The 12,764-nt window shown below is 58.6% G+C and carries 6 protein-coding genes; 1 reads left to right on the top strand and 5 read right to left on the bottom strand.

All coding sequences use genetic code 11. From position 1 onward, the window contains the following. The 4 genes from AC0L20_RS30405 to ald all read right to left on the bottom strand — a co-directional run. A partial coding sequence (locus AC0L20_RS30405) for an enoyl-CoA hydratase-related protein (protein WP_473294283.1) occupies positions 1–1,034 on the bottom strand: 1,034 nt, incomplete at its 3' end. A 170-nt stretch (positions 1,035–1,204) separates the two neighbouring features. Then, positions 1,205–2,692 carry an AMP-binding protein gene (locus AC0L20_RS30410; protein ID WP_473294284.1) on the bottom strand — a complete coding sequence of 496 codons (1,488 nt, stop codon included), beginning with the start codon at positions 2,690–2,692 and terminating at the stop codon, positions 1,205–1,207. A gap of 1,040 nt (positions 2,693–3,732) precedes the next feature. Next, positions 3,733–4,785: an alpha/beta hydrolase family protein gene (locus tag AC0L20_RS30415; RefSeq protein WP_473294285.1), complete on the bottom strand. Its 1,053-nt coding sequence runs from the start codon at positions 4,783–4,785 to the stop codon at positions 3,733–3,735. Positions 4,786–5,814: 1,029 nt separating this feature from the next. Continuing rightward, on the bottom strand, positions 5,815–6,927 hold the full coding sequence (gene ald, locus AC0L20_RS30420) for an alanine dehydrogenase (RefSeq protein WP_473294286.1): 1,113 nt from the start codon (positions 6,925–6,927) through the stop codon (positions 5,815–5,817). Positions 6,928–9,165: 2,238 nt separating this feature from the next. On the opposite strand from ald, the gene AC0L20_RS30425 reads away from it, so the two are divergent. Then, complete coding sequence (locus AC0L20_RS30425) at positions 9,166–10,545, top strand: aminotransferase family protein (RefSeq protein WP_473294287.1); 1,380 nt, start codon at positions 9,166–9,168, stop codon at positions 10,543–10,545. Between the two features lie 553 nt (positions 10,546–11,098). Here the strand turns inward: AC0L20_RS30425 and AC0L20_RS30430 are convergent. After that, positions 11,099–12,520 carry an amidase gene (locus AC0L20_RS30430; RefSeq protein WP_473294288.1) on the bottom strand — a complete coding sequence of 474 codons (1,422 nt, stop codon included), beginning with the start codon at positions 12,518–12,520 and terminating at the stop codon, positions 11,099–11,101. Positions 12,521–12,764: the final 244 nt, after the last annotated feature.

Here is a 12,764-nt window from a genome sequence, read left to right on the forward strand (position 1 = left end):
GCGGTCGCTTCCCAGTTCTTCTGCATGATGCCCATGCCGCGCTTGAGCTGCTCCTCGCCGGTCTCGATCAGGGTGACGGGAACGCCGGCATTGGCGAACGACATGGCGATACCGCCCCCCATGGTGCCGGCGCCGAGAATGGCGACGCGGTTCACCGGCCGCGACTTGGTGCCCTCGGGCACGCCCGCGATCTTGCTGGCCTCGCGCTCGGCGAAGAAGGCATAGCGCTGCGCCTTGGACTGGTCGCTGGCGACGAGCTTGAGGAAGCCGTCGCGCTCCTTCTTCAGGCCCTCGTCGAACGGCAGGTCGATGGCGTAGCCGACGGCGTCGGCCGCCGCGAACGGCGCTTCCAAGCCGCGCGACTTCTTGGTCATCGCCGCAACGGCATTGGTGAAGATCGAGCGGTCGGCCTTGGCCGCCGCGATCTTGGAATCGTCGTCGCGCAGACGGCGCAGCGGACGCTTCTCGGCGAGCAGCTTTCGCACGAAGGCCTCTCCACCCGAAGCCGGGCCTTCGACGATCTCCTCGATCAGACCGTTCTTCAGCGCTTCCGCCGCGCCGATCGGATCACCGCCGACGATCATCTTGACGGCAAGCTCGGGCCCAACCGCGCGCGGCAGGCGCTGGGTGCCACCGGCGCCCGGCAGCAGGCCGAGCTTGACCTCGGGCAGGCCGAGCTTGGCCTCCTTCACCGCCACGCGGAAATGACAGGCCAGCGCAACCTCGAGGCCGCCGCCGAGCGCGGTGCCGTGGATCGCAGCCACGATCGGCTTCGGCGAGTTTTCCATTTCGGCCAGCACTTCGTTGAGGCCGGGCGGCTTCGGCGGCTTGCCGAATTCGGTGATGTCGGCGCCGGCAATGAAGGTGCGGCCGGCGCAGGTCAGCACGATGCCCTTGATCGCGGGATCGGCGATTGCGGCCTTGATGCACGTCAGAATACCACCGCGCACTGCAGCGCTGAGCGCGTTCACCGGAGGGCTGTTGACCACGACGACACCGATCTCGTCATGACGTTCCAATCTGACAAATTCCACGCTTTACCTCTTAAGTTTTGTTTTCTGGCTCATCATACCGGTCAGTTCGCTGACACTGGGCATCCCTAAAGAAGAACCCACCCGCCAAGGTGTGCGCTTGGAGCCAAGCCTCCGGCCGCCTACGGTTCGTTCCGGCAGGATGTCCAGCTGCTTGAATCAAGGCGCGCTTGCTAGGGCTCGCTGACGGCGGACTTCATCCGTGCAATCCGTTCGTCACGCAATTGCGTCCGCCGTACCTTGCCTGCCTCATCGCGAAGAGGCTCGTCGACAAACTCGATCGTGCGCGGAAGCTTATAACTTACCAACCTTGCAGCGAGATGCGCCAGAAGCGCATCATTTGTTAGGCCCGCACGCGCCTGGACAATGGCGTGGATGGACCACCCCATGTCTTCGTGCGGCAGGCCTACCACGGCGCTCGATATCACCTGCGGGTGCTCGTCGATCGCTGCTTCCACCTCGGCCGGATAAACGTTGGATCCCCCAACCAAAATCATGTCCGTGCGCCGGTCAGCGAGGTAGAGATAGCCTTCGGCGTCAAAATAACCGATATCCCCGAGGCTCTCCCAGCCGTCGGGCAGGATGCGCGCCGTCGCACCCCGGTAGCTATATGTTGGGGCCGACCCCTCTGAGGAGCGCATATAGATCTCGCCCACCTCGCCCGGCGGCAACACGTTTCCGTCGGCATCAAAGGCCCTCATTTCACCAGAGCTCACGCGTCCGACGGAACCGCGGTGAGCGAGCCATTCGCTTCCGGTGATGGTGGTACCGGCCTGATTTTCAGAGCCGGCATAGAGCTCCATGATCACCTCTGGCCCTAGCCAGTTGATAAAGGCCTCTTTGAGCCACGGCGGGCAAGGCGCACCCAAGTGCCAAAGCGTTTTCAGCGATGAGATATCATAACGGCCTCGCACCTCTTCCGGCAGTCGCCAGATCCGACTCATCATGGTGGGGACTAGATACACCCAGGTGGCCCTGCGCCGTTCGATCTCAGCCAAAAGGCCCTCAGGATCGAAGCGCGGCATTAGCACCACATGAACGGCACGAGTTAGCGCGTCTTGGGCGCACGAGAACGGACCAGTATGATACAGTGGCGCGGGGATCAACGCCGTGTCGCCCAGACCGAACCGCCAGAAATTTGAGTCCTCGCCTGGTTCAGCCGGGGTCAGGCCGGGGGAGCCCGACAGGATGAGTTTGGGCCGCCCTGTCGAGCCACCCGAGGTCATGGCCCTCAGGACCGGAGGCACACGCGGCTCCACCGACCGGATATCCTCGGACAGCGCGAGCAGATCCTCGACCATGACGCGAGATTGGTCGGTGTTCATGCCCGGCGACGCAATCACAACTGTCGGTTTGGCGAGGTCGAGGATGGCGCGCAGTTCGGCATTCGGTAGCCGGAAGGATACCGGTTGGGGCGTCGCCCCCAGCTTCCAGACACCCCAGCAGGCCTCGATGAAGTCAACCCCGTTAGGCAGGCCGATGGTGACCAGGTCGCCCAGTTTGACGCCTAACCCCTCGAGTGCGTAGGCGATGCGGTTGGCTCGCGCGTCGAATTGGGCCCAAGTGAGAGTGGTCTCACCACAACTGATCGCCTCAGCATCCGGCGTCTTCTGGGCGAGCCGGGCCAGCTTCTCGCCGAGGGCGATGATCTCTTCAGTCATGTTCAGCTACAAACGTTCCGTTGTTCAACGCAAGCTGCGTGCACGAAAACTTAAAGAAGCGGCCGCCACCAGATGCCGCAGTAAGTTTACCTCGCCCACCAGACTAAAATCCCCGAGATTGACCGCATTGACGCAAAAATTAATCGCAAAGTTTTATGTCAGTTATGAGCGTGGAAAACGTATTGGTCACAGCCAACTCGCTAGAGGGTCAAGCGCATAAGGGCGGCACGCGACCAACCATCGAAGGTCAGGAATTCCGGATGCTGCCCGGGGCTGCGGCTTATACAGAAGGAATCACGGTTCGTGGCACAAGCCGCTCGCGCGGTGAGTGCGGTCGATTGACGAGACGATTTGACGCCTCATTGTCAGCCCGCAATTCCGGGCCACTCTGCTCGATGAGTGATACCGCTTCCTGACGCCGACTGAGGTATGTTGACGGATGGAGCTTATCTCAGAGCTCGCGCATCAGCGGATAGAGGAAGCCCAGCTTTGCGTAGTGCATATTTCTGAGCCGATCCGGAGGCTACAACTGGTGCCGCCCCCGCCGACAGCGAAGTACGCCCATCCTATCTGGACTCACTTGGCCTGCAGCAACAGAAGCGTGGGCGAATTGCCGGGCTGAGGCGCGGCGCTTCGATCCCGCGCTCTCTGTCTCCGGGATTAGGCCTGTTTCCACAGTGTTCGGGGCCTTCCGTCGATGATCGGCTTGCCTCGCCTGCTACGCGACCCGAGCTAAGACGCTTGACACGGCAGACCGGTACCGTCCTTCGGCAAGGCGGTCAGCTCTCGGCCGAAGGACCAATGGGTAAGTCTACAAAATCGCGACGCTTTTTCTGCAAAATTGGGCCAGCGCACTGAAGCGATCATCTGGACCACAATCATTGAATGAATAAATCCCAAGCCGCTAAGTTGGTCCGAAAGATTGCCCAGCGCATCAAATAAACGACCTCCGAGCCGGGAAGCGCACCAAGAAATCCATAGGGAACGATGTCGTCTAGCGGCCGAGAATGTGGGAAATTTGTGCGGCAGATATTTGGTTGTCATGACGTGAGTGCACTGAGTACGAGCTTCTGCTTCAACCAACCAAAGACGCAATCGTCGGAAGTCACGAAGTTTTCGATGCAGTCGCCAGAGCTTGTGATCATCTGCGGCATGGCCAGATCCACATTTATGTGCTCCCTAATACACTCAGTCTGCAGTTTCATAGCCTCCAACACGCTAGCTACGCCCCGCCCGCCCGTAACCACGAGTACGGGACATCTCAATCGTCGCATCAATTGCGTGCGATGTTTCACAATGCTTCCCTGCTCCGGCGCGTCTGCAACTCTAGTCATCGAAACGACAGATGCCTGCATACGTGCCCAATTCCAGAGGCCGCCGTCGCAAACCGCCGCAACAAGACGGCTATCAGAGATCGCGAAGTCAGTAGCCAAAGCGGCCGACATTGCTTCTCCGTAGACGCCGATCCGAGCGGCGTCTACCTCGGGTCGAGCTGAGAGGTAATCAAAGCAGGATGACAACAAAGCTTGTGAAAGACCCCGCGCGGGATTTGCGACGTCGCGATGAGATACGACAAGAAGTGCCATGCCCCGGTCGATCACCGCCGGCAGAAGCCTGGCAAGCAACGCGACTTCCGATTCATCTTCCATGCTAATGCAAATGACCGCTGGTGTAGGCAGACGATGACTACCCGCAGGGACATAGTAGGCTGGAAATGTGATCTCATCGCAGCTTGCTATCTCTACTCGCTCGACTTTCGCCAGGGTTCCTTCAAGGCATTTAATTTCAGCGTCAATCTTCGCTGTCACTTCTCCGCATCGAGGATCATTCTCATCGAGCAGTCGCCTGGCCACTTCAAAAGCAGTCAGCGCACAAAGTCGCGCCTCAGCCGCCTCATTGCTGTCGCCGTTGCTTGCTTTCAAATCGCCCGCGAGACATTGTTCATCGCCGATTGTTGTCCACTTGGTAATCCAGCCCTGGAGAATTTTAGATCCCCGGTTTTCCTCTCCAGCTAAACTGTCTAAGAATGCCGCGGCACGTCCCCTTACTGAAGAGAGCACGCCCCCTTTATGACTGCAAGCCACGTACCCCATGCAATTCGTCCCCCTCGGAGCTGGCCCCGCGTTTCGCGCGAGGTTCGTCAGCTAGTTCATTCCCACGTGGAGAACAGGAGCCGGATCGACTGCATTGACAGACGATTCCACTTTGGTTCTGCTCATCGCACTTTTTTTAACATATTATGACACGGGCTGAAGTCGAAGTTCATCAATGTAGCCGTTTGTAAATTCGAAATTGTGCGCCGATAGCAGGGGACCTGCATCTTTTCGTAGGGGTTTTGGCGCGTGACGCCGGCTGAGTTCAAGAGGTTGCCAAATGCGCCAGAGCATCCTTTAAGAGGAGAACCGTGTGGCTGTGATTAGTTGATCGCCTAATGCGGAAAGTTGGCCAACCGGCCTGTCCAAGAGCGAACAGACGAAGCAGATTTCTCGTCGGAGCCCGCTTAGTCGGCGAGCTCTCGGTTATTAGGGGTTGCAGCCCCATCGATATCAGCTTCTAGTTCGTGCAATGACCCTCGATCGCGCGTGGGCTTAGATATCCCCGCTCCTACATAATTTTGGACGGAATTGGCCTGCGGTGCGGAGCTGCCCCACGCCACGAACTCCGCCTCTGATGTCGAGTTGCCCAATTTATTCCATGGCCAACTCTGCTGGATGCGCACTGACGATCTAGGCGCGTTTGAGACACTCCTGCTCGACCAGATCAAGGACGGGTTGGCAGCCGCATCGGCGCGGCGTAGTCGTGATAAAGGCAAGAACCCGATCCGGTCTCCTTGATTGCCCACATACCTTTCTTGCCAACTATGTCAGGCGACAGCGATACGCAACTGACATCCGTGCGAACCTCCTCCGGACAGATGCCATCAATCCCGGCGACAGCGAGGCGGTTCGGCCGGCTGAAAAAAACAACGGATAAACTTAGCAAAAAGTTGCCCTGAAGCTTTCCTAAGCCGCTACAAGCGCTTTCATCCTGCCACTTTTAAGAAGCTCTCAAAAAAAGGGGCCACCCCCAAAGGAGCGGCCCCCCAAGTCAGGGAGGAAACGTCCCCGAGGGGACCTCTGGGATCAGACCATGGCCTGTTCAATCGGTGAGAAGGGCAGATTTAGACTCTCGGCAACGGCCTTATAAGTCAGCCGCCCGCGATAGACGTTAAGGCCTGCGCGAAGATGCGGGTTTTCGAGCACCGCCGAAATGCCTTTGTTGGCGAGCGCCAAACCAAAGGGCAGCGTGGCGTTGTTCAGCGCCTGACTTGAGGTGAGCGGAACTGCTCCTGGCATGTTTGCGACGCAGTAGTGGATGACGCCATCCACCTCGTAAGTCGGATCTGCATGAGTTGTCGCGCGCGACGTCTCGAAACAGCCACCTTGATCGATGGCCACATCAACAATGACCGAGCCCTTGCGCATTGAGCTCAACATTTTTCGGCTGACCAATTTCGGCGCGCTAGCGCCAGGCACAAGCACGGCGCCGATAACGGCATCCGCCGCGAACACTTCTTCCTCGACACTGTCGGCGCTCGAGAACCTCGCGCGAACCCGCCCCTGGAATAGTTGATCCAGTTCGCGCAGTCGAGGTATCGAGCGATCCAGGATCGTCACCTCAGCACCCAACCCCGCCGCCATGCGCGCCGCGTGCGTACCGACTACGCCGCCACCGATGACCACAATGCGCGCCGGTTGGACACCCGGCACGCCACCAATGAGCAATCCTCGCCCGCCGGTATAGCGTTTTAGGGCAGCACCGGCCGCTTCGATCGCCAGCCTGCCTGCGACCTCGCTCATCGGTGCAAGCAGTAGAAGGCCTCCGTGGGCATCGGCGACGGTTTCGTATGCGACTGCGATACATCCAGAGTTAATCAAGCCTCTGGCCTGCTCCGGGTCTGGAGCTAGATGGAGATAAGTGAAAAGAATCTGGTTTTGCCGCAGTTGCGTCCATTCCGTCGGCTGGGGCTCCTTCACCTTAACAATCATCTCACTCGAAGCGAACACTTCCCGAGCGGAGTTGGCGATGGTTGCGCCAGCTTTGCGGTACTTCTCGTCGCTGGCGCCAATGCCGGCGCCCGCATTGGTCTCGACGAGCACGTTGTGACCGGCGGCAACATACTCACGGACGGCGCCAGGCGTCAGTCCCACGCGATGTTCGTGCGCCTTGATCTCCGTGGGAACACCGACCTTCATTGCGATCTCCTAATTGGAACCCATTTCTATCCGAAGGGCGATGCTCACCGCCGACGTAAACGCCGAAATTGGTGCAGAAATCGAGCGATTTTCGCCAAGGCAGCGCAGTATTCCGAACCGATGGGTGCATCGGATATGGCCCGAAGCAGCCGCCTGGGATCCGTCCCGAGTTCTGGAGTATATTTTATGTTCGGTAGCGTTCGTTCTCGGACGATAAGTCTCTGCTTTAGACCATTTGGTCCGCAACTCTGCCGTAACGAGCATCAAGAGGACTCGGCCTGATCTCACGAGCGCCCATCTTCTGCTTTGCCGTATCGGCGAACGACAGATCGATCACCGGACGAATCTAGGGGAAACCGGCATCATCCTTGGATCGTACCGCAAAAGATGGACCACTCCACTCCTGCACCACAAGAAGAATTTGGCTAGGTCGGGTCGCGCGGCAGGTCTAAGTCGCAAGTGCCGATCAGGACGTCACCGGCCGCGCCAGTCTTTATTTGAGGCGGAACTACCAACAAATCGCCCCCGCGACAGACCCAGCGATTCACCAGGACACTCCCTTCGACGCGCCCCGAGTGTAACCCAGACCGTCAATCGGAGTCCGAGCGCGAGCTGTTCCAGGAAGCTGCCACATTTGGCATTCGTTGCGCTCTTACATTTCCGATCTACGGCAAGGTGTGGTCGCGTCCACTTGCATCGTTTCCGTTTCCCATTGCGACGCTGGAATCCGTGCACGGACTGCTTGGCCTTCGCTTGCGGATTGGTAGTAGGATGACTCACCTAGTGTTGATGTGTCTCAGAAGGGCCAAACTGAATAGCGAATGAAGCACGCCGACTGCTCCACTTCTCAATAGCCCAGAACGTGCGGCGCCCCCCCCCGCGCGCGCATTGAGTCCCGCTTAGGCCGCGCTCCGCCGTGTTCTGGTACTGAATGAAAGAGAAAACGTGTGCTGATCGGCCTCGATTAAGCAGATGTGGGTCCGCTGCATCTCCTACTGGACGGGGCGTGGTTGATATCTTGCAAACCTGTGCGGCTAGGCCAACCACCATCGAGTGCACTGGCAATTCAGTCCCATTCTCTCTAAGCGAAGCGCCGAGGCCACTCACCGCGACATCTTCGCCTTCGGCGAGCTCCGACTCAACTCCATCCTCCTATCGGATAGCCCGCACCCATGAATACTAAGCCAGCTCGCTTTTTGAGATCAACGTGCCCCCAGCAAAGCCTGGTCATCTCTGTTGACCTCCTCTTTCACGGCACATCTTGAATTAGATGAATATTCCTCTTCATTTACAGCTCGGCAATACACGTAGCGGCGTCACAAATCCTCCGTTGGCAGTGGCGAACGATGCCGCCCCGGTAGCTCCAACTTGTGTACGTTTCGAAGTCTCGCAGAGTGGCTTCATTGCCGTTCCTTTCATCGCTCGTTCGTTCAATTGGCTCGCGGCTGAACCGCGGACGCATGAACTCCAGCGCTAGTCCCTCCTCGATCGAGCCTCGAGCAGCCAAGCTCGCCGCCCGCTTAGAAGCCGACTCGCGAAACGAGTGTTACCCAGCCAAAGACGCCGAATTTCGGCGATATTGGCCGTCAGCGGTAGGATTTCTGCGTTGAACCTACACAAGACGCCTAGCTTACAATTGAGAGGACATCGTTGCTACCGCGTATGCAGGCGCGTTCAGCAGAAAGCGACTTGAGAAAGGACATATACCTTCCGAGTAAGATACGGGCTGAGATGCGCCTTTGCCAACTGAGCAACGATTGTCACTTTGAATCCAATCTACCAGTTGCCGGCCAAGTGCACTACTGACCTAGGGTGCCACAGTGCAGGCATTAGCATCCCGGTGCATATCTTTCAAAAGTCGGCGAGCCTGCTCGGCAGGTTGAGTGGAATGTCGCCTTGGCAGCATCAGCTTTCTCGATCTGGTTACCGCAGGAGCTAAGACTCTCCGGCGGCAGCGTGCTTCATTGTGCCGGATGAACCGGACGCCGATATCCGGCAAAATAACTATAATAGCGCGGAAATTCTTCGCCAAAGCCCGCCCTTGCATCCATCAAAGCCCTCTTATTGATGTAGGAGAGAGTTACATTTGGTGCCGGGGATTCGAGTAGCCAATACCGCAGCTGAGCCAGCGCTCGACGCCGCAACGCCAGAGCTGCGTGGTTTACGGCGAACAACGGGCGTTTGGTATCGATAGGTACGCCAGCGGCTCGCAACCCGGCTGATTAAGAGGAGGACGGCATGGCAGAGACCCCCATGAGAGCTCGCGAGTTCGCGCCGATCGAGCGCCAGGCGCTGGATCATGTTTGGATACACTCCGCACGGTGGCTCGACCTTGCCGAGGGAGATGGGTTGCACGTCATTGTCCGCGGCGAAGGCTCGACCTTATACGATGCCCATGGCCGTAGCTTTATCGATGGGCTTGCCGGCCTGTTTCTCGTCAATGTGGGCCACGGCCGCAAGGAGATCGGCGAGGCTATGGCGAAACAAGCTGCCGAGATCGCCTATGTCTCGGCGGCCAGCTATACGAGTTTGCCCGCGGTCCAACTCGGTAACGTTTTGGCCCAACTGACGCCAGGCGACCTCAATCGATTTCTCTTCTGCTCAGGGGGCTCAGAAGCGATCGAGAGCGCGATCAAGATCGTTAAGCAAGTTCAGGTGATGCGTGGTTTTCCAAAGCGATACAAGATAATCGCGCGGCGTGGCGGCTACCACGGCGCGACTATGGGAGCAATGAGCATCACCTCGTCACGCGACGAGAAATTTTTCGGGCCCTTTATGTACGGGGTGAGCTTCGTTTCTTCGCCAAATAGCTATCGTAACGACTTCGGGCTCGAGGGAGAGGACGGCGACCTCGCCTGCGCAAATGCTATCGAGCAGGAGATATTGGCCCAGGGGCCAGAGACAGTCGCGGCGTTCATTGGCGAGCCGATCTCCACCGCCAACAATGCGCACGTGCCCTCAAAGAGCTACTGGCATCGAGTGCGGGAAATTTGCGATAAGTACGGTGTATTGCTTGTGCTCGACGAAGTCATTAACGGCTTCGGCCGCACTGGCACGATGTTCGCGGCGGAGCAATTCGGCGTCGTACCTGACCTCATGACAATGGCGAAGGGGCTCTCCTCGGGTTACGCGCCGATCGGCGCGGTCGCGGTTAGCGAGCGGATCTACGATGAATTTAAGAAGCAGGATACGGCACTTGGCCATCTGTTGACTTTTGGTGGACAGGCAGTCTCGTGCGCCGCCGCTCTTAAGAACATCGAGATACTTCAGCGAGAAGAGCTGCCACAGCGCAGCGCGTCCAATGGCCACTATATGCTTGAGAAGATGCAGGCCTTGCGCTCTCATCCGACCGTAGGCGACGTGCGCGGCCTCGGCCTGATGTGTGTTGCCGAGTTGGTTTGCAACAAGGCAACCAAGGAGCCCTTCCCTTTGGCATCGAAGCATCCATTCATCCGACGCGTCTCACAGCTCATGGCGCAAAAAGGCCTCCTCTCCCGCGTTATAACATCGGTCCACCTTTGTCCGCCACTCGTAGTAACGCGCGAGGAGATCGACCGCATGGTGGCGATCGTAGATGAAAGCCTTACAATTGCTGAGAAAGAGCACGGCTTTGGTTAACGCAGCCCGCGGGCTCTGGGCGCAGCCGCTCTAGCCTTCCTCGAAACGCCCGTCTTCTGGGCATCGCATTCCGCTATTGGTATTATTGGTATACGGGCGTTTGAAAGACGCCATCGTTGCTTTCCAGAAAGCAGTCGCAGCGGGAGTGTGCTCCCTCTGGGTTCAACCGACTTAGAGTGAGCCGCTTTGATGGATTGCAATCCCAGCGCTGGATCTGCAATAGCTCCACTTCGGCTGTCTGGCGCCGACCGGGTCGCGGGCGGGTTTATGAGGCCCCCCCTGCCGCGGTGAGCGCCTGGGCCTCGACCAGAGCCGCCACATTGGGCAAGTTAATCGATTTCGGTATGCGTGGACTAAATGAAATGAAGATGCAACCCATCGGCAACCGAGAATCGTCTGGCGATGGATCGACGCAGGCCATAGAGGTGGCCTTTCTAGAAGTTCACGCGTTGAGTCTTGAAAGCCATCCGCTGCAGGAAGGCGGCATCCTTTGCTTCGGAAGCACGGTATGCAATCGAGCTCGCTTCCCGCTCGCAGCTGGGCCAAGCAACATTCAAGCGACTTTCGGCACCTTAAGAGTTGGACGGCGCGCGGTGAAGCCAGCAGCGGCCTCATAGGCTGCACCGACCTGCAGAACCGTCGGCTCATCAAAGGGACGCCCGACGATTTGCGCACTGAGCGGTAGCCCGTCAGCCAGGAAGCCTATCGGCAGCGCCAAGGCCGGGTTCCCCGTCACGTTGAATGGACTTGTGAAGACACCGCCACCACCCACGTCGTCGGGGCCGAAACTTGAAAAAGGTGCAGCGGTGCGCAGCGTGTTCGGCGCCAGAAGGGCATCATAAGCCTTGAAGAGGTTCTGGTTGACGAAAGCCGTCAGTTCACGGCGCAAGCGGTGCGCCTGGACGAGATCCGCGGCCGAGAGCACGGCTCCAGAAGCCAAGGTTTGATAGGTTTTTCGTCCATAAGCATAGGGGCGGGTCTTCAAGTCGCTTTCATGTATGGCGTAGGCTTCCGCGAACAGGATGGTGTTCTTACAGGCATCAAATTGCTCGAACGGTGGCATGGCCACCTCCTCGACGACTGCGCCAAGTGCAGCCAGTTGCTGGGCTGCTGCATCTAGTGCCTTCGTGGCCTCGGCGGTGCAGAACGGGCTCTCGATGTAGAAGCTGCGCGTGTAGCCAATGCGCAGCCCGATCAGATCCTGCCCTATTTGACGAGTGAAATCCGGCACGGGTAGTTCGGCCGAGGCGACATCGAAGGCATCGTAACCGGCGATGACCTGCATCGTAAGCGCTGCGTCCTCGACGCACCACGACAGCGGGCCGCAATGATCGAGCGAATAGGCGAGAGGAAAAACGCCGCGCCGTGGTACCCGGCCATAGGTCGGCTTGAGACCGACGACCCCGCAATATCCGGCCGGACAACGGATTGAACCACCCGTGTCCGAACCCATGGCCATTCGCACCATACCCGCCGCGACGGCGGCCGCCGAGCCGGAAGAGGATCCGCCCGTGAAATGATCTAGATTCCAAGGGTTTCGCGCAGGCGAAAAGGGCAGGTCGAAACTGGGCCCGCCGATTGCAAATTCGAATGTACCGACCTTCCCGATCAGAACGGCGCCCCCCTTAGAGAGACGCTCAGCAACGGTGCTGTCGGTGGATGGCACAGCATCTCGAAAGAGATTGGAATGGCAGGTGGTTCGAATTCCCGCTGTTGCATAGATATCCTTTAACGCATAGGGAATGCCCTGCATTGGCCCGCGATCGACGCCGCTGGCGAAATCGGCATCCGCCCTCTCGGCGTCCTTCAACGCACGGCCTGCGGTGACCAGGACAAAAGCGTTGACCGAAGGATTGAGCGCAGCCACCTGACCTAGCGCATCCTCGGCCAACTGAAGCGCCGTGATCTGGCCCGTACGTAACGCTTTGCCCGCATCCGCAATAGACAAATGGCTGATCGGGCGGGACGGGCTCATTGGTACTGCTTTTCCATAAGCGAAAAGACATGTGCCGGCTCACTTGCTGCGGCACGGGGCTGACGTAACCAATGAAGGATGGAAATCAGCCACTGAGCAGTGGCATAGGTTCCTGCTGCGCGATCAGCTGGCGGGACAACACCAGCAACGCGCAAGCGGGTTTCGATATCTGCGTCGTGCGGGGGGAAGGGCGTTGATATCATGACGACATGCTCCAGCTTAAAACCGAATATTGAGGCCCGTA

Source organism: Bradyrhizobium sp. Kon58 (assembly GCF_055807455.1).

Bases quoted from the DNA above. Each gene is read 5' to 3' on its own strand.
- AC0L20_RS30410 (WP_473294284.1), bottom strand. From the start codon at position 2,692: ATGACTGAAGAGATCATCGCCCTCGGCGAGAAGCTGGCCCGGCTCGCC.
- AC0L20_RS30415 (WP_473294285.1), bottom strand. From the start codon at position 4,785: ATGGGGTACGTGGCTTGCAGTCATAAAGGGGGCGTGCTCTCTTCAGTA.
- ald (WP_473294286.1), bottom strand. From the start codon at position 6,927: ATGAAGGTCGGTGTTCCCACGGAGATCAAGGCGCACGAACATCGCGTG.
- AC0L20_RS30425 (WP_473294287.1), top strand. From the start codon at position 9,166: ATGGCAGAGACCCCCATGAGAGCTCGCGAGTTCGCGCCGATCGAGCGC.
- AC0L20_RS30430 (WP_473294288.1), bottom strand. From the start codon at position 12,520: ATGAGCCCGTCCCGCCCGATCAGCCATTTGTCTATTGCGGATGCGGGC.